This is a genomic window from Streptosporangium sp. NPDC048886, from assembly GCF_055586905.1.
The window spans coordinates 1-17,762 of sequence record NZ_JBVJHH010000075.1 but is presented as its reverse complement, the minus strand read 5'-3'; the positions used below and the strand labels follow the sequence as shown (position 1 = coordinate 17,762).

At 70.8% G+C, this 17,762-nt stretch carries 15 protein-coding genes and 1 pseudogene; 9 read left to right on the top strand and 7 right to left on the bottom strand.

The annotated features are described in order from the left end of the window. Positions 1-67: 67 nt before the first annotated feature. The 3 genes from ACZ6R6_RS47130 to ACZ6R6_RS47120 all read left to right on the top strand — a co-directional run bounded on the left by ACZ6R6_RS47130 (position 68) and on the right by ACZ6R6_RS47120 (position 4,678). A complete protein-coding gene (locus ACZ6R6_RS47130) occupies positions 68-2,167 on the top strand; it encodes a ThuA domain-containing protein (protein WP_470103819.1) in 2,100 nt (699 codons plus the stop codon). Between the two features lie 170 nt (positions 2,168-2,337). Beyond that, positions 2,338-2,961 (top strand): NADAR family protein, encoded by a 624-nt coding sequence (locus tag ACZ6R6_RS47125; RefSeq protein WP_470103817.1) that lies wholly within the window; start codon positions 2,338-2,340, stop codon positions 2,959-2,961. A gap of 34 nt (positions 2,962-2,995) precedes the next feature. Then, on the top strand, positions 2,996-4,678 hold the full coding sequence (locus ACZ6R6_RS47120) for a hypothetical protein (protein WP_470103815.1): 1,683 nt from the start codon (positions 2,996-2,998) through the stop codon (positions 4,676-4,678). A 39-nt stretch (positions 4,679-4,717) separates the two neighbouring features. On the opposite strand, the gene ACZ6R6_RS47115 is transcribed toward ACZ6R6_RS47120, so the two are convergent. Beyond that, positions 4,718-5,464 (bottom strand): restriction endonuclease, encoded by a 747-nt coding sequence (locus tag ACZ6R6_RS47115; RefSeq protein WP_470103813.1) that lies wholly within the window; start codon positions 5,462-5,464, stop codon positions 4,718-4,720. A gap of 255 nt (positions 5,465-5,719) precedes the next feature. Here ACZ6R6_RS47115 and ACZ6R6_RS47110 point away from each other — a divergent pair, with 255 nt between their 5' ends. Together ACZ6R6_RS47110 and ACZ6R6_RS47105 are read left to right on the top strand one after the other, a co-directional pair. Then, the gene (locus ACZ6R6_RS47110; protein ID WP_470103812.1) at positions 5,720-6,973 is read left to right on the top strand and encodes a DUF418 domain-containing protein; all 1,254 of its coding nucleotides are present in this window, start codon (positions 5,720-5,722) and stop codon (positions 6,971-6,973) included. An 820-nt stretch (positions 6,974-7,793) separates the two neighbouring features. After that, the gene (locus ACZ6R6_RS47105) at positions 7,794-8,789 is read left to right on the top strand and encodes a phosphotransferase family protein (protein WP_470103811.1); all 996 of its coding nucleotides are present in this window, start codon (positions 7,794-7,796) and stop codon (positions 8,787-8,789) included. 156 nt (positions 8,790-8,945) lie between these two features. On the opposite strand, the gene ACZ6R6_RS47100 is transcribed toward ACZ6R6_RS47105, so the two are convergent. Together ACZ6R6_RS47100 and ACZ6R6_RS47095 are read right to left on the bottom strand one after the other, a co-directional pair. Then, a complete protein-coding gene (locus ACZ6R6_RS47100; RefSeq protein WP_470103809.1) occupies positions 8,946-10,649 on the bottom strand; it encodes a tetratricopeptide repeat protein in 1,704 nt (567 codons plus the stop codon). Between the two features lie 568 nt (positions 10,650-11,217). After that, complete coding sequence (locus ACZ6R6_RS47095) at positions 11,218-11,742, bottom strand: PadR family transcriptional regulator (protein WP_470103807.1); 525 nt, start codon at positions 11,740-11,742, stop codon at positions 11,218-11,220. 61 nt (positions 11,743-11,803) lie between these two features. Here ACZ6R6_RS47095 and ACZ6R6_RS47090 point away from each other — a divergent pair, with 61 nt between their 5' ends. Then, on the top strand, positions 11,804-12,571 hold the full coding sequence (locus ACZ6R6_RS47090) for an alpha/beta fold hydrolase (RefSeq protein WP_470103805.1): 768 nt from the start codon (positions 11,804-11,806) through the stop codon (positions 12,569-12,571). A 424-nt stretch (positions 12,572-12,995) separates the two neighbouring features. Here ACZ6R6_RS47090 and ACZ6R6_RS47085 read toward each other — a convergent pair whose 3' ends face one another. Continuing rightward, the gene (locus ACZ6R6_RS47085; protein ID WP_470103804.1) at positions 12,996-13,361 is read right to left on the bottom strand and encodes a hypothetical protein; all 366 of its coding nucleotides are present in this window, start codon (positions 13,359-13,361) and stop codon (positions 12,996-12,998) included. A gap of 383 nt (positions 13,362-13,744) precedes the next feature. Next, positions 13,745-14,549, bottom strand: a protein-coding gene (locus tag ACZ6R6_RS47080; protein ID WP_470103802.1) for an IS5 family transposase whose coding sequence is annotated in 2 segments (ribosomal slippage) — positions 13,745-14,198 and positions 14,197-14,549 — 807 coding nt in all. Because the reading frame shifts where the segments join, the coding sequence is not laid out codon by codon here. Positions 14,550-14,629: 80 nt separating this feature from the next. Between ACZ6R6_RS47080 and ACZ6R6_RS47075 the strand changes: the two genes are divergently transcribed. Next, the gene (locus ACZ6R6_RS47075; protein WP_470103800.1) at positions 14,630-15,448 is read left to right on the top strand and encodes an IS5 family transposase; all 819 of its coding nucleotides are present in this window, start codon (positions 14,630-14,632) and stop codon (positions 15,446-15,448) included. A 331-nt stretch (positions 15,449-15,779) separates the two neighbouring features. Then, positions 15,780-16,151, top strand: a pseudogene (locus ACZ6R6_RS47070) (transposase); the annotation flags it as partial. Here the strand turns inward: ACZ6R6_RS47070 and ACZ6R6_RS47065 are convergent. Together ACZ6R6_RS47065 and ACZ6R6_RS47060 are read right to left on the bottom strand one after the other, a co-directional pair. Then, a complete protein-coding gene (locus tag ACZ6R6_RS47065; RefSeq protein ID WP_470103798.1) occupies positions 16,102-16,437 on the bottom strand; it encodes a transposase in 336 nt (111 codons plus the stop codon). The pseudogene ACZ6R6_RS47070 and the gene ACZ6R6_RS47065 sit on opposite strands and share 50 nt — an antisense overlap. 88 nt (positions 16,438-16,525) lie before the next feature. Next, positions 16,526-16,711 carry a hypothetical protein gene (locus ACZ6R6_RS47060; RefSeq protein ID WP_470103797.1) on the bottom strand — a complete coding sequence of 62 codons (186 nt, stop codon included), beginning with the start codon at positions 16,709-16,711 and terminating at the stop codon, positions 16,526-16,528. Between the two features lie 472 nt (positions 16,712-17,183). Between ACZ6R6_RS47060 and ACZ6R6_RS47055 the strand changes: the two genes are divergently transcribed. Continuing rightward, a partial coding sequence (locus ACZ6R6_RS47055; RefSeq protein ID WP_470103795.1) for a peptidoglycan binding domain-containing protein occupies positions 17,184-17,762 on the top strand: 579 nt, incomplete at its 3' end.

Genomic DNA, 17,762 nt, shown 5'->3' with positions numbered 1-17,762 from the left:
GGGAGTCGCCACGGCTCCACCCCGAGAGCTCCATCCCGAGAGCTTCATCCCGAGAAGGGAACGCAAGGTGAGAAACTTTCTGCGCCGGGTGTTGCCCCTGACGGTGGCGGGCATCACGATCATCGCCTGCACCGGCACAGGTCTGGCGGCAGCGGCCGCCGACAGCGCCTACAAGGTGCTCGTGTTCTCCAAGACGGCCGGGTTCCGGCACGACTCGATCGCCGCGGGCATCCAGACCATCCGCGACCTGGGGGCGGCCAACGGCTTCGCCGTCGACGCCACCGAGGACGGCGGCGCGTTCACCGCCGCCAACCTGGGCCAGTACGCCGCGGTGGTCTTCCTCAACACCACCGGCGACGTGCTCGACGCCGGCCAGCAGAGCGCGTTCGAGTCCTACATCGGCTCGGGCAAGGGCTTCACGGGCGTCCACGCGGCCGCCGACACCGAGTACGGCTGGCCGTTCTACGGCGACCTCGTCGGCGCGTGGTTCGCCTCGCACCCGGCGATCCAGCAGGCCACCGTCAAGGTCGAGGACCGGGCGCACGCGGCGACCGCGCACCTCGGCCAGACCTGGCCCCGCACCGACGAGTGGTACAACTACCGCACCAACCCCCGCTCCAGCGCGCACGTGCTCGCAGCCCTGGACGAGACGTCCTACTCCGGCGGCTCGATGGGCGGCGACCACCCCATCACGTGGTGCAAGGCCACGGGCGGTGGGCGGTCCTTCTACACCGGCGGCGGCCACACCGTCGAGTCGTACGGCGACAGCGCCTTCAGGGCCCAACTGCTGGGCGGCATCCGGTACGCGGCCGGCCAGACGGAGGCCGACTGCCGGCCGGAGACCGGCTACACCAGGTTGTACGACGGTTCGACGGCCGGCTGGTCCCAGGCCGGCCCCGGCGGGTTCACCAACGCCAACGCCACCCTCACCTCCACCGGCGGCCTGGGCATGCTCTGGTACTCGGCCAGGGAGCTGCGCTCCTACTCGCTGAAGCTGGACTGGAAACTGGCCGGCGACGACAACTCCGGCGTGTTCATCGGCTTCCCCGCGAGCGACGACCCGTGGTCGGCGGTCAACAACGGCTACGAGATCCAGATCGACGCGACCGACTCCGCCGACCGCACCACCGGCTCCGTCTACGGGTTCAAGTCGGCCGATCTCGCCGTCCGCGACGCCGCGCTGAACCCGCCGGGAGAGTGGAACACCTACGAGCTGCTGGTCGAGGGCGAGCGGGTGCAGGTCTTCCTCAACGGCTCCAAGATCAACGATTTCACCAACACCGACCCGGCGCGCAGCCTGCAGCAGGGCCACATCGGCATCCAGAACCACGGTGACGGCGACGAGGCCGCCTTCCGCCACATCCGTCTCAAGGAAATCGGCGCGTCGCAGGACAGGACCATCGAGGCCGAGTCCTACAGCGCGGTCAGCGGGGCCGCTCCGTTCGGCAAGACCGGCGCGCACGGCGGCAGGACGCTCGGCTACATCGATCCCGGTGACTGGTCGTCGTACGCGGGCGTCGACCTGACCGGCGTGACGGGGTTCCGGGTGAGGGTCGTCTCCGGCGGGCCGGGCGGCGCGATCCAGGTCCGGACCGGCTCGGCCACCGGCCCGATCCTCGGCACGGTGAACGTGCCGAACACCGGCGGATGGGAGACCTTCGCCGATGTGCAGACCGGCCTGACCGGCGTGCCGTCGGGTGCCCAGACGCTGTATCTGACCTATGCGGGGACCGGTTCCGGCCTGTTCGACCTGGACGACTTCACCCTCGTCAGAGGCACCCCGCCGGCCCGCACCGGTCCGGTCAGGGGGCTGGCGGGCAAGTGCCTGGACATCAACGGAGCCGCCACCGCCGACGGCACCAAGGTCCAGCTGTACACCTGCAACGGCACCGGCGCCCAGCAGTGGACGGTCAACGGCCAGATCCTCAAGGCCCTGGGCAAATGCCTGGACGTCTCCGGCGGCGGCAGCGCCAACGGCACCAAGGTCCAACTGTGGACCTGCAACGGCACCGCCGCCCAGAACTGGGCCGCCCAGCCCGACGGCACCCTGAAGAACCCCAACTCCGGCCGCTGCCTGGACGTCGAGGGCGCCAACCCCGCCGACGGCACCCAGACCATCATCTGGGACTGCGGCAACCAGGCCAACCAGAAATGGACGCTGCCGTAGCCGTCGCCGGGGACGGACGCCCCCGTGGCCGTCGGCGCCGGACGACGGCCACGGCCGGGTAGGCGGCCACGGCGACGGCCACGGCCGGGGAGCGACCGGGTAGGCGGCCACGGCCCGGAGGGCCGGTAACCCGGTGGCCGGGCGGTAGCCGTACATGGCACGGTAGGACGATGTCCGATCTCAGCACGCTGCCCCGCTCGGTCGCCGAGGCCGTCGCCGCCGAGCGGGACGGCCGGCGGTTGCGCCACCTGTTCTTCTGGGGCCATCGGCCGCCGCGTGCCGGCGGTGTCGGGGCCGGATGCCTCAGCCAGTGGTGGGAGGCCGCCTTCACCGTGGACGGGCACGTCTTCCGGTCGGCCGAGCACTACATGATGGCGCACAAGGCGTGGCTGTTCGACGACGGCGAGACCGCCGCGCGGATCCTCGCGGCCGGGCACCCCGCCGAGGCCAAGAAGCTCGGCCGCGAGGTCCGCGGCTTCGACGAGGCCGCGTGGGACGAGCACCGCTACGAGATCGTGGTGCGCGGCAGCACCGCCAAGTTCGGCGCCCGCCCCGAGCTGAAGGACTTCCTGCTCGGCACCCGTGGCCGGGTCCTGGTCGAGGCCAGCCCCGTCGACCGGGTCTGGGGCATCGGGCTCACCGCCGACGACGCACGCGCCGCCTCCCCCGCCACCTGGCGGGGCCTGAACCTGCTCGGCTTCGCCCTCATGGACGCCCGCGACGCCCTGGACGCCCGCGACGCCCGCCGGGCCCCGGAGACCGCGCCGGGAAGCAGGGCCGGCCGCGGGCGGTGATCCACCGCCCGCGGCCGGCTGGGACAATCTGTCCATGACACAGGAGCCGACGCGCGATCCGCAGAGCGAGGGCGAGAAGCTCGTCGCCGCCGCGCACGCCGGAGACAGCGAGACGGCACACCGTCTCACCAGTGCGTTCGTCATGGGCGGGCACATCGACGAAGGCGTCCCCCACTGGGAGCGGGCGGCGGCGGCCGGGGACGCCTTCTCCGCCTTCACCCTCGCCCGCTACCGCAAGATCCGCGGAGACCGGCCGGCCGCCGAGCGGCTCTACCGCACCGCCGCCGAGACCGACGCGGGCTGCGCGTACGGGCTCGGCGTCCTCCTCAAGGAGGACGGCGACCCCGAGGCCGCCCACTGGTTCCGGCGCGGCTGGGAGCTGGGCCACCTCGAGTGCAAGATCGAGCTCGGCAGGCTCCTCGCCCGCGAGGGAAAGCTCGACGAGGCGCCGAAGTTCCTGATGAGCGACGTCGACCTCGGTGACATCGCCGTCTTCCGCTGGGTGGAGCTCTTCGAGCGCATCCGCGGCGACTTCGACCGGGTCGACGCCGACCTCGCGGCGGCCGAGCGGGAGGGCGACGCGGAGGCGGCGGCCGAGGCGCTGCTTCCGCTGTCCGACATGGAGCGCCACTTCCAGGACTACCCGGGCCTGCTCGACGAGGCCGAGGGCTACTACCGCAGGGCCGCCGCCCTCGGCAGCGCGCCCTCGCTCGTCGACCACGCGATCCGCGTCGAGGAAGTACGGGCCCGGGACCGCTGGCCCGAGGCCCGCGAGCTCCTCCTCCGCGCCCACGGGCAGGGCTACGACGGCGCCGCCTACGTGCTCGGCGTCCTCCACGAGCAGCGCGGCGACCTGGCGGAGGCCGAGCGCTGGTACGCGGACGCGGCCGCCGCCGGCCACGAGTCCGCCCAGTGGAACCTCGGCAACCTGTGCAGACGGCAGCGCCGGCTCGACGAGGCAGAGCTGTGGTTCCGCAGGGCCGGCGAGAACGGCGAGGACGTGGCGGACCAGCTCGCCACCGTCGCCCGGCTGCGCGAGGAGGACGCCGTCCCCCCCGACCGGGATCTGCGCCGCCTGCCCGAGCTGCGCCGGCAGGCCGAGGCCGGCGACGTGCGGGCCGGATACGCCTACGGGCGGATGCTGCACGCCTGGGGCGGCGCCTCCGCCCGCCACATGGCCGCCTGGTTCAGGCCCGCGGCCGAGGCGGGCGACGCCGAGGCCGCCTTCGGGCTCGGCGAGCTCCACAAGGAGCTGCGCGAGCCCGAAGCGCGCGACCACTGGCACCGCCGCGCCGCCGAGCTCGGCCACCACGAGGCCTGTTTCGCCATGGGCATGCTCTCCCACCACCACAAGGACTGGCAGGAGTCCGAACGCTGGTTCGTGCGCGCGGCCGAGGACGGCATGGGCCTGACCTCGATGTTCGCGGGCAAGCTGAAGGCCCAGCGCGGCGCGTACGCGGAGGCGGAGCCGCTGCTGCGGCATGCCTGGGAGAAGGGACATGACCGCGCCTACGGCGTCGAGACCGCGGGCTACTACGGCATGGTGCTGCACCGCCTCAGCCGGCCCTCCGAGGCGGTGCCGCTGCTGCGGATCGCCGCCGAGCGCTGGCGCGAGGTCAGGCGGCGCTACGACCCGGACGACCTGGAGCTGCTCGCCAGGATGGTGGATCCGGGGAAGGAACTCGCCCGGGCCGAGGCCGCCCTGACCGACGGATAGCCCCGGGCCGGCAGCCGGACACGGCCGGAGGCGCCCACCTCACTCCGCGACCGCCCCGCCCAGGTCGAGATCGTCGTCTTGGGCGGCCGGCGGCTGGTCCGGACGTTCCCGCGCCGTGCGGCCGCCGCGCAACCGGACCAGCCAGGCCGGTGCGGAGCCCCCGCCCGGCCCGAGGCGGTAGGCGCCCAGCAGCCAGTCGGCCAGCCGGTCCCGGTCGATGACGATCATGTCCTGCTCGCGGGCCGTCCGTGCGGCCTGCGCGCTGAGACGGTGCGAGGTCACGAAGACGCCCTGATGGTCGCGGTACGGCCGGGCCTGCAGCGCGCCCACGAAGTCGCGCACCGCGCCGGGACCGATCGCCCGCGTGTAGTACTTGCACTGGATCGCGTACGGCCGGCCGCCGGGTGCGACGCCGAGGACGTCCACGCCTCCGTCCCCGGCACCGCCGACGACACGGACCCGGCCGAAGCCGTCGCGCCGCAGCAGCTCGGCCGTCAGCTCCTCGAACCGGCGCGGATCCAGCCGGTCCAGCTCGGCGCGTAGCAGCGCGTCCCTGCGGTAGGCCGCGCCCATGTGGCGCACCGCGAAGGCGGCGGCGGCCAGCAGCACGGCGAGCACGGCGGCGACGCCGAGCAGCGTCGTCCAGGCCGATTCCAGGGCCTTGAGCGCCGCGGGCACCACGACGATGACCGCCGGCGGGACGATCAGCCACAGCGGGCTGATCCCGCTCTTCTTCCGGCTCCGCCGGGTGGTGCGTTTCCGTGCCGGTCGTCTACGCCTCGCCATCGGAGCCTCCAGGAGGAGAACGGGAGAGGACACCGAGTGTGAACGACGGCTCCGACAGAATCCGCCGCGCCGGCACGGCCACGCCGCGCTGTGACGTCTCAGCCGGTCCGTTCAGCCGTCCTTCCGAGGCTGGCCCACCCGGCCGTCCTTCCGAGGTCGGACGGTGAGGCCGGCGTACCGGTTGCCGACTTTGGTCGTAGCACGCACGCCCAAAGTTCGATGTGCGCCACCGGCTGGATTCCTACCATCGAGGACATGATCCCGACCGCGGCACCGACACCCAGCCGCATCCACGGAATCGATGCGGTGCGCGGCTTCGCGCTGGGCGGCATCCTGGTCGCCAACATCGGTTTCTTCGCCGATCCCGGATACTCCGTCGGCGTCGGCACCATGCCCCTCGGCGAAGGGCCTGTCGCCCTCGCCGTCAGCACCCTGGTGCTGACGAAGTTCTACGTCATCTTCTCGTTCCTGTTCGGCTATTCCTTCACCCTGCAGATGCGCTCGTGGGGCGAGAAGGTCAAGGTCCGCATGCTCCGCCGCTGCCTCGGCCTGGCCGTCCTGGGCGTGGTGCACGGATTCCTGCTCTGGATCGGCGACATCCTCACCCTCTACGCCGCACTCGGTCTCCTCCTGCTGGCGATGCGCAACATCCGGCCCAGGACCGCCGTCAAGGCCGGCTGCTGGATCATCGGCGTGACGGCGGTGGTCTGGCTCCTGCTGGCCGGGCTCACCCTGCTCGACCCGGGCGGCGGAGCGGGCCCGGTCCCTGACCCGGCGGCCGCCGCCCGGGCCGAGGCGCTGGTCACCGGTGGGCCGCTGAGCTTCCTGCGGTTCCAGGCGGAGACCTATCCGATGCTCGCGATGTTCGTGTGGATCGGTCAGGGGCCGATGGCGATGGCGCTTTTCCTGTTCGGCCTGGCGGCCGGCAAGTCGCGGCTGTTCGAGGAGCCGGAGCGCTGGGCCCACCTGGTCCCCCGGATCCTGTGGCTGGGTTACGGCGTCGGCCTGCCCGGCGCGGTCTTCTTCACCTGGTCGTCCCAGGCGTACGACGCCATGGAGCTGGTCGGCGCGGCGGTCAACAACGTGACCTCGCTGCTGCTGTCCGCCGCCTACGTGGTCACCCTGCTCGAAGTGGTCAAGCGCGTCCCGGCGGTCGGCAACGCGCTGGCCCCTGCCGGCATGGCCGCGGCCTCCAACTACATCGGCCAGTCGGTGCTGGCCTGTCTGGTCTTCACCGGATACGGCCTGGCGCTGGCGGGCGAGCTGGCGCCGACAGCGGTGATGGGTGTGGCCGCGGCGATCTACGCGGCCCTCCTGACGCTGAGCGCCTGGTGGCTGCGTCGCCATCGGCGGGGCCCGATCGAATGGGGCCTCAGACGCCTCACCTTGCTCTCCGCGACTCCGCCGCGGCCCCGTGGACCGTCATCCGCCCCTGCGGCCGGAGCCACCGCCGGCGCGGACGCCGCCCTCGGCCGACCCGGCCGGGTCGGCGATACCCGGCTGCCGTGACCACTCCCCCGACGTCGGCGGCCGGAAGAACGGGCCGGCGGCGCCGCGCCGGTGCGCGGCCGGCGTGGCCGGCATGGCCGGGAACACCCGGCGGCGTGACCGTCCGCCTTCCGGGGAGCGATCGCCGTTCCGAGCGCCTGGCCCCGGTCCGCCTCATCCGGGTCGCGGCCGGGTCCGCCGCGGCTCTGGCGGACGCTTACGGGGTGGCCCACACTTTGCGTCATGGATCACGAGCGGCGGGAGCGCGCACGACGCCGGCTGCTCCCCGACAGGTCCAACGTCCATGGATTTCCAGAACGACACGCCCGTACATTCTTGGTGCAGCGGAAGTAGCAGCGTTATCGCTTGGATCTCCGCCCCCAAGCTCATTGAGGCTTCACGCATCAGCAGCGCCGGCAAGCAGTGGTGGAAGTTCTCCATGGGCGGCGGATACGGATATGTCTACGACGGATACCGCATTTGATCCCGATCGGCAGGTGAGCGTTCCGCAGGCTCCCCCTTCAGCGGGCCTTCGCGTGGGGACCGGGTCATGTTCCTGTGCGATCACCACGTGAAACGGATCGGCCGCGAGCCTGGCGTGCGGTAGGACCTCGTGGACGGCGGCGTGGGCACAGCTCATGCCGGTCGCCACAGCGTGGATCCACTCGCGCCGGGCCGGTGGCCGGGCCGGCCGCCGCGCGCCGACGGCGGAGCCGCCCGGCCACTCGGAACCGCCTACGCCGAGATGGAATACGCTGCCTCCGTGCTGCCGGCCCCCTGGCCGGCGGCACGGCACCGATCCCGGCTGCCCGCATCCGTATTCAGACCGAGGAGCCTCCCCGTGGAATTCCAGCCGATCGAGCGCAGCGCGCGGGCGTTCCAGCAGGCGGTGACCGCAGAGGAGATCCAGGCGATCTGCCACCGTGTCTTCGGCGCCGGAGCCCGTGCCGTCTCCGCCGTCGAGCTGGGCCTGGGGATGTACAACACGACCTACCGGATCACCGTGACCGGGCGGGAACGACCGGTGGTCCTGCGGGTCGCCCCGGAGCCGGAGCGGCAGTTCCGGTCCGAGCGGCAGCTGATGCGCAACGAGTACGCGAGCGTGCCGTGGCTCGCGGTGATCGCGCCGCTGACGCCGCAGGTGATCGCGGTGGACTGGTCACACGAGGTGATCGGCCGGGACTGGATGATCCAGAGCCTGCTCGACGGCGTGCCCGCCCCGGACCGCCTCGGCGCCTATCCGCGCTCGGCCTGGCCCGGCTTCTTCCGGCAGATGGGCGCGATCGCCGGAGCGGTGCACGCGGTGCGCGGCCCGCACTTCGGCTCCGTCGCCGGTCCGTCGCACGCCACCTGGAGTCAGGCGGTGATCGCGTCCCTGCGGGACATCGCCGCAGACCTGGACGGTATCGGCTTGGACGCCGCTGACGTGCGCAAGGTGGCGGCCGTGGCCGCCGAGCACCACCGGCTCATCGACGAGATCACGGAGCCGCGCATGCTCACCGGCGACCTGTGGACCGTCAACGTGATGCTGGACGCCACGGCCCCGGAGCCCGTGATCACCGGGGTCCTGGACATGGACCGCACCTTGTGGGGCGATCCCGCGGCGGACTGGACGATCCGGATGGCGCTGGCCAAGCCCGGCACCGAGCGGGACGCGTTCTGGGACGGCGACGGTTACGGCGCGCTGGACCGCTCCGCCTCTGCGGTGTGGCGCTCGCGGATCTACGAGGCCCGCCATCTCGGGGCCGTCCGCCTGGAGCACCACCGCCTGGGCAGCGCCGAGGGTGTCCGCCGCACCTACGACGACCTGGCCGCCGTAGTGGCCGAGCTGGCCTGACCGCGATGCCGTCCGGCTGCGGCAACACTTACAGCCAGACGTGATCGACGGTCGCTCCGGCACGCATTCGGCACGGCGCTGCTCCACCGGGAGTCACCCGGTGCGACTGCTGCGCCGGAACGTGATGCCCCCGCCGGCATCCGCCCCGGCCGGCGGTCATCCGGCCATGGCGCGACGGCAGCGGGCCAGTTCCGCGCGCAGGTCACGGCGGAGCGCCCGGTCCAGGCCGGGCTGGGCGAGCGCGTGGGCGAAGTCGCGGGCGGCCTCGTCCCACCGTCCCAGCCGCATCAGCGCCGTGCCCCGGTTGTAATGGGGCACCGGCTCCGCCGACAGCGCCACCGCCCGGTCCAGGTCGGCCACGGCGGCGGCCACGTCACCGCGTTCGAACCGGACGGCGGCCCGGTTCGTCCATGCCTCGACCAGCTCCGGATCCTCGGCCAGTGCCCGGGTGAGCAGTTCGTCGGCTTCGGCGAGGCCGCCGCGCTCCGAGCGGATCAGCCCGAGGGTGCACAGCAGCGCGGGCTCCTGCGGGGCCAGCGCCAGCCCGGCCCGCGCGTCCGCCTCGGCCGCGTCGAGCGCGCCGCGCTCCACCTGCAGGTTGACCAGGGCGATCCGGGCGTCGAGGTGCCCGGGGTCGACGGCGAGCGCGCGCTCCAGGTCGTCGCGCGCCCGCTCGGAACGGCCCCGCTCCTGCTGGAGCACGGCCCGGTTGTAGTACGCCTCGGGCAGATGCGGGCCCAGGCGGATCGCGGCGCCGTAGTCCCTGATCGCGGCCTGGGAGCGACCCGCCGCGCGGTGCAGGGCGGCCCGGTCCACGTAGTACTCACAGTTGCCGGGGTCGTGTGCGATCACGGTGTCGAGGTCGGCCAGGGCCTGCTCCGGGTCGCCCAGGGCCAGGTGCACCTGCGCCCGGTTGTGACGTAGCCGGGCCAGGTCCTGCGGGCGCTCGCCGGGGGCGAGCACCGCCGTCAGCCGGGCCAGCCCGTCGTCGATCAGCCGCAGCGCGCGGGCGGGCTCGCCCGCCCTGCTGTCCAGCAGCGCCAGGCCCTGCTCGTAGAAGACGGTGGACAGCACCCGCTGCCGCGGGTCGTCCAGCCCGGCCGCGAGGCGGAGCGCCTGCTCCAGCCAGTGCCGCGCCTGCGCCGGGTCCTGGTCGGCCGCCGACAGGTGCCTGGCGTACAGCATGGCGGTGGCGTACGCGGCCGACATGGTGATCTTCGGGTCGTCAGTGGCGGCGCGCGCCTCGTGGTAAAGGTCGAGCGCTTCGGCGGCGCGGTCCAGCGCCGCCAGGGCGGTGGCCAGGCCGGTGGTGAACGCCCACCAGTGCCGCAGGTCGCCGTCCGGGGTCACCGTGGCGCGCCCGCGCCGGGCGGTTCGGGCAGCGTGGTGGTAGAAGCCGCGGGCCAGGCTCTCGCCCAGGGCCGTGCGCATCGCCTCCGGCGCCGGGTCGGCCGCTGCCGGCTCGCGGGCGCCGCCGTCGCGCAGGTCCAGACGCACCGGGGACGGCCCGATCCGGCGGATCAGCGCGTCCAGCAGCTCGCGGGTGGTCTCGTCGGCCTCGCCGACGTGGTCGAACCGCACCGTGACCGGGTGCCGGAGCGTGTCCGCCCAGGCCGCCACGTACTCCGCCGCGCCGTAGGCCAGACAGGCGGTGCGCCGGGCGGGATGGAACCGGATCGGCTCCTCCTCGGCGGCCGGTCGTGCCGCGCGGTCGAGCCAGGGTGCGATGGCGTGCAGCTCGACTTCATGGCGGGAGGCCAGGCGGGGACGGTCGGCGGCGATCCGGCCGAGGAAGGCCGCGACCCCGGCGTACGGCCCGTGGTCGCGGTGGCAGTCGTAGCCGTCCGGCCCGCCGGTCACGGCCGGGCCGATCGCCGCAGGGGCGGACGCCCAAGGGCGCCCGCCGTGTCGGCAGCTACCAGCACCACTCGATCCAGAGCCGGCGGGCACCGGACAGCAGGCGCAGCGCGCTCTTGCGGCGGATGGGCATCTTCTTCATGAGCACCTCCGTGTGATCCACTTCAGGACTGCCCAGAGCATAATCATGCTCAACGGAAATATGAAGACTGCTCGCGATCGCATCTGCACGGCAGACGATCAGTGACAGCCGCGAACAGCCGGATGCGACAAGTTCCCCTCACCCCTACGAGGGGACGATCCCGGTACACGGACATGAGTTCTCCTGGCGGGCGGTCACCAGGACGCCGATTCGGCGGCCGGCTTGAGGCGGCCGATTCCGGTTGGGCTGGAGCGAGAGGGGGCAGGCCGAGACGGGGCGGAGGTCGTGCGGCCGGTCCTGACCGCCTGGGCCAACCGTGAGCCCCGGTACGGCTCCGCGCGGCGTGGCACGGGGACGGCTCGCCCAGTGTGCGCGTTCAACCAGGCGCTCAGCCCCGCCGCCGGATGACTGCGGCACATGCTCGCCGATCTAGGCGCCCAGCACGGCCAGGGTTTCCCGTAGCCAGCCGATCTCGGTCCTGCTGGTCGCGGTAGCGATCGTGAACAGCCCCTTGCGGAACGGATCGTCGAAGTCGGCGGCCCGCAGGGGCCGATCGCCGTCCCAGAAGAAGCTGGCCGGTTCGGTGAGGAAGGCCAGCCTGCGTCGCAGCACACCCGCCTGGAGCGCGGGCTCGCCGAGGTGGCGCAGGAACGCCAGCATCGTGAACCAGCGGTTCTCATCGGTGATGAACGGCTCATCCGGTTCGGCGAGCCGCCGCCGCAGCTCGGCGCGCCCGGCGTCGGTGAGGGTGAGCACGTGCCTGGGCGCGGCCTGGGCGCCGGGCTGCAGGTCGCGTTCGAGCAGGCCGTCGCGCTCCAGGCGTTTGATCGCCGGGTAGAGGGTGCCGTCGGCGATGGGCCGGACATGGCCGGTCAGGGCGGCGACGCGTTTGCGCAGCTCGTACCCGTGGAGCGGCTCGTCGTAGAGGAACCCCAGGATCGACAGCTCAATCATGCCGCTATGCTACCTCGAGGGCTTAGTACATCGATGACTAAGTATATCGGAGGCGATATTTATGAGGAATGCGCAGGTGCTGCCGGACGGGAGCCGCATCCGCTGGGCCGAGGTGGCCGGGCGGGAGCCGGTCCGGGTTTACGTGCACGGGCTGGGCGCGGCGGCGGCGCCGTACTTCCTGGAGGCCGCGAGCCGGCCCGAGCTGGCCGGGCACCGGAGCCTGTTCGTGGACCTGCTGGGGTTCGGGACCAGCGACCGACCCACCGGGTTCGGCTACACGATGGAGGAGCACGCGGACGCGCTCGCGACCGCGTTGCGGGCGGCGGACGTGCGCGCGGCGCAGGTGGTCGCGCACAGCATGGGGGGGACCATCGCGGTATACCTGGCCGAGCGGCATCCGGAGCTGGTGGCCGAGCTGGTGCTGGTGGACGCCAATCTGGACCCGATCGAACCCGCGCTGCGGCCGGGCAGTTCGGGCATCGCCACCTACACGGAGGAAGACTTCGTACGGCACGGCTGGGACGAGACGCTGGCGCGGGTCGGGCCGCACTGGGCGGCCACGATGCGGCTTGCCGGACGGGAGGCGCTGCACCGGAGCGCGGTCCACCTCACGCGGGCGGACGCGCGGGAGCGGCTGCGGCGGCTGCCGATCCCACGCGCCTACCTCTACCCGGAGGCGGACGGCGAGCCCATCGGGGCGGCCGAGCTGGTGGCCTCCAGGGTACGGCTGGTCGCCGTCCCGGACACCGGCCACAACATCATGATCGACAACATGGAGGGGTTCGCCCAGGAGGTGAGCGGCCTTCTCACGGGGTCGCAAGCGGGCTGACCGGCCCACCGTCCCGCCTCACAGGACCGCGAGCAGGCTGACCTAACCCACCACCCCGCCTCACAGAAGGGCGAGCGAGCCAACCGCAGATGCTGCGCACAGCAGGCACCAGAGCAGTGGGGCACATCGCTACGAGCTCTCCGGCGCAATCGCCGGCCACAGCTCGGGTAACGCCGCGCCTCGGTCACAACCGCCGTCATCCGCCTGCATCAGGTCCTGCATAAACGCCCACACCAGCTCGCGATCTCACGAGATTTCAGCACGTATTCGGCACAGCGCTGCTCCACCGACGGCTACTCGGCGCGCTCGGTGCGCAGAATCTCTCGCTTGCTCCAAGCCCAGAGGCAGAGCCTCCAAAACGTCTAAGGCCATCGCCGTCCTTCAAAACCACCGCGTTGCCCAGGCCGCCTGAGGATGGAACGGCTCACTGGTGCGCGTCGTCCCAGAACTTGTACCAAGGCCCCTTCACGTGCCGGACATCGCCCGGCCGGCTCGCGGGGCTCCAGACATAGCCGTAGCCGTCCCCTCCCCAGCCCTTGCCTCGGTAGAAGTAGACCTGGTCGTTCTCCCGACGGACGAACTCGAACGAGAGGCTTCCGATGCTTTGATCCCTGAGTTCGACGCCCTCCCCCAGTGTGCGGGCGACCGCCTCCATATTCCCTGATGAGTGGGTGAAGCGCAGGTCCTCACCCCAGATCAGGGCCACGGCAAGGATGGCAGCCAGGAGCGCCGCACCCAAGTACACGGCTCTGCGTAACGCAGGCCTTTCCACGCGGATCGCCTCGGCCATGTGATCATCTTCACATATGCCCGGGCAAACTACGAGGTCGCACGAGGATGAAAAAGGTTCCGTGATCGATCACCCGTCGAGGGCAGCGAGGGAGCTGATCTCCAGGATCCGGCCTAGCGGTTTTCAAGATGACTGCGTTCCCGACGGCGACATGCCCTTCCACCAGTCCACCAGGGTCCACCAGTCCACCAGTCCACCAGGGCGAAAGCATTCTCCCCGGCCTCTACTGCGTAAGATCATCCCGCATATATCCCACGGGCGGCATGACCTCCACGATGCGCGCTGTTCCGGTGGGTGGCCGCATCTCGTGCATGGTGATCACGTCGCCCGGCTTGAGGTGTCGCCAGTGTTCAGGAGTGAGGGGGAGCAGCCGCACCGGTGACTCATTTGATGAGTCGGCGGTAGCAAATGAGGGCCGCAGCGATGGCGACGAAGGATGCGAAGTGGTCGGCCCGGCGTTCGTAGCGGCGGTGCAGGCGTCGGCAGCCGGCCAGCCAAGAGACGGTCCGCTCCACGACCCAGCGATGGCGGCCCAACCGCTGGCTGGACTCGACCCCTCGACGAGCGATGCGCGGGACGATGCCGCGACTGCGCAGGAAGGCGCGCAGGTGCGGGTAGTCGTAGCCCTTGTCGCCATGGAGTTTGGTGGGCCGGCGGCGTCGCGGGCCGCGGCGAGAGCGGATCGGCGGGATGCTCCGTATCAGCGGCTCCAGCGCCAGGCTGTCATGCGTGTTGGCGGCGCTGATCGCGATGGAGATGGGCAGGCCGGTTCGTTCGGTGATGAGGTGGATCTTCGACCCGTTTTTGCCGCGATCGACAGGATTCGGACCTGTCAGTCCCCCCTTTGGCCGCCCGGACGCTGACCGAGTCGATGGTGCACCGTGACCAGTCCAGCTCACCTCGAGCGCCGAGCTCATCCAGCATGATCCGGTACAGCTTTGCCCACACGCGCGCCTGACTCCATTCGGCGAAGCGCCGGTTCACTGTCTGCCAGGAGGCGCCGAAGACCGGCGGCAACTGCCGCCACGCACATCCCGTGGTCGCCACATACACGATCGCCGCCAAGATCGTCCGATCGTCCACCCGTCGCCATCCACCCCCTTGCGGCCGGATCGGCGCCGGTGGAACCACGCGCTCAAACAGCTCCCACAGCTCATCGGGCACCAGTCGTTGGAGGAACGCATCCACGCATGACCTAACGATCGATCCCCAAATGAGTCACCGGCTTACAGCGTGTCCTACATGGTGGGTGAGTCGTTGAACTCACCATGGGCGGCGGGCAATGGGACTGGATCGTCCCGGCGGGGTTGTGGGAGATCGCGCGGCCGTTGCTGCCGGCGCCCCGGGTGCGCCCGCAGGGCGGCGGGATCGTCGGTGTCGCTGATGAGGCGGTGTTCGCCGCGATCGTCTACGTGCTGGTCAGCGGATGCTCCTGGCGGGCGCTGCCGCCGTGTTTCGGAGCCTCGAAGTCCACTGTGCATCGCCGGTTTTTGAGCTGGTCGTGTGCCGGGGTGTGGGAGCGGTTGCACCAGGCCGTCCTGGACCGGTTGGCCGGCGATGGCCTGCTGGATGTGTCGCGCGTGGTGCTCGACTCGGCGCATGTGCGCGCCAAAAAAGGGGGCGAACACACAGGTCCTTCGCCCGTGGACCGGGGTAAGCCCGGTTCCAGGCTGCACGTCCTGTCGGACGCGGCCGGACTGCCTCTGGTCGTCGGCCTGTCCGCGGCCAACGTCCACGACAGCCGCGGGTTGAAGCCGATGGTGCTCGCCCTCCAATTGAGACACAGCCCTGTGCGGGGCCGGTATCGCAAGATCGGCAAGCTCCACGCCGACAAGGCCTGTGACCATCCTGAGCTGCGGCGATGGCTGCGCGGCAAGCGCATCGGGGTGCGTATCGCCCGCAAGGGCGTCGAGTCCAGCCAGCGACTGGGCCGCCATCGCTGGGTGATCGAACGAACTATCTCCTGGCTGTTCGGCTACCGGCGCCTGTCACCCCGTTACGAGCGTCACCCCTATGCCTACCTGGCCTTTCTCACCCTCGCTGCAGCCATGACCTGCCATAAGCGACATCTCAAACCCACCATGTAGGACACGGTCTAAACTGCCGTTGCAGGCGGAGATCAGACTTGCGCGACCCCATCTTGATCGCCGTCTGCGACGGCTTTGCGGTGGTCGCGATAGGGCACTGGAGATCGGCATCGACGCTCGCCGTCGGCGGTGTGAATGCGCCTTCCGCTCAGGTGAACTTGTTGGCGGCGATAGACGTGGGCGTGGTCGCCCGATGTCATCGGTATCACTGCTCGAGGAAGATGATGGAAGCCATCGTGATCGGGCGTGGAGCAGCAGGCCGGGGCGGATCAGCCAGTTGGTGGCAGGAGGCGAGGCACCAGGTCTCTGGGCGCGGCCATAGGGAGGGAGGCGTGGCCGGATCGGCCCGGACACCGCCGCCACTCTGCTGATCGCCGCAGGCGACAACCCCGACCGGCTAACCAGTGAGGCCGCCTTCGCCGCCCTATGCGGGGTCAACCCGATCGAGGCCTCCTCCGGCAAAACCACCCGCCACCGGCTCAACCGCGGCGGCGATCGGCGCGGCAACAGCGCGCTCTACATCATCGTCCTTACCCGTCTGAGCCGTGACCAGCGCACCCGCGACTACGCCGAACGCCGCACCACCGAGGGCAAATCGAAGAAAGAGATCATCCGCTGCCTCAAGCGCTACGTCGCTCGCGAGGTCTTCCCGATCATCGCAGCAGCCCTGTCACCAGCACCGCCTCCATCGGCCGCCGCTTGACAACCATAGGGGCGTCATCACGCTCCATCTCCAGTTCTGCGCGCTCTTTGGCCCCCCCGGCCCGCTGCCAGCGCAGCCGGACCAGCTCTTCACGCTCGGACTCGGACAGCTCCCCATCGGTGTCCTGCTCACGGGCCAGGCGGTCCATCTGCATCCAGTTGGCCAGTGTGCCCGCGTTGATCCCCAGGTCCTTGGCGACCGAGGCGATCGATTTCCCGGTCTCGTGCACGATGCGCACCGCACCCGCACGAAACTCCGGATCGAAACTACGTTTGGTCTCTCCCACGATCCGACCTCCCCCTTAGGCCAGATCTCCACAGTACGAGGGGAGGGTCACTGATCCAGCAACGCGAAGAGCTTTCCCTGCACCTCGATCACCTGGTGGGTCTTGTCCAGTTCGGCGCGCAGCCGCTCGACTTCCCCTCCAGCGTCGTGATCTTCTTGTCGCGCGGGTCGGCTTTCGGGCGGCCAACCGGGCGGGCCAGCGCCTGCTCAGCACCCGCGTCGCGCTGGATCCGCCAGCCCGAGATCAACGATGAGTACAGGCCTTCCTTGCGCATCAGCGCACCCTTCCCGGCCTTGTCGAGCTGGTCGTACTCCTCCAGGATCCGGGCCTTGTATGCCGCGGCGGACCGCGGCCCGCTCGCGCACCTGCGGGTCAGGGATCTCTGGATCCGACCCCTGTGCTCCCACGAAGGGATATCTCCTTCCCCACCCTCGATACAGAGTTTTGTACCTGTTTGCTGCCTCTGTCTATTTTAACAAGGAAGGGATCATGGACGATTCACCGCCCAGACCATTCGTCACGTCGCCCCCCTGCTGGCTCCACAGATCCGGCGGTGACGGAACCCACTCTTCCCGTTACTGAAAAAGGATCTTTACTCAAGATCGCAACACGTGTGATGATCACTCCGTTTTGCCACATACGTTCGAAAGGCTCGAGTGAACCCATCACGAACAGCGTCCGGCCCATCCAGCCGGACGCGCCGCCGCGCTGCCCTGATCGCGGCCCTGACCATGCCGCTCTCGCTGATGAGCGCACCCGCGACCGCCCAGGGCCCCACGCCACCCCCCACCACCTCTCCCGCCCCTCCCACCCCCAAGACCCGGCCGAGCACCCCCAAGACCCCGCCGAGCACTCCCGAGACGCGGCCGAGTGCCCCCGCCACGCCTACCGGCAAGGCGCTGGCGCAGGCCAAGAAGGACAACCGGCGCGTCGAGATCGAGTCACTGCGCTCGGAGAGCGCCACCTACTACGCCAACCCCGACGGCAAGACCCTGCGGATGGAGCAGTACCTGGAGCCCATCCGGGTCAAGAACGCCGGCGGTAACGGCTTCACCCCGATCGACACCACCCTCGTCAAGGCGGACGGAGTCATCAGGCCCAAGGCGGCCAACGGCGGTCTGACGCTGTCCGCCGGCGGCGACACCGAAGCGATCAGGAGCAAGAGCGGCGACATCGCCGCCCGGATCGACGCTCCGCGCACGTTGCCCACGCCCACGCTCAACGGCAGCACCGCCACCTACTCCTCCGTGTACGGCAAGGGCGTCGATCTGGTCGTCACCGCCACCGCGACCGGGTTCCGCCAGCAGATCGTCATCCGGGAACGC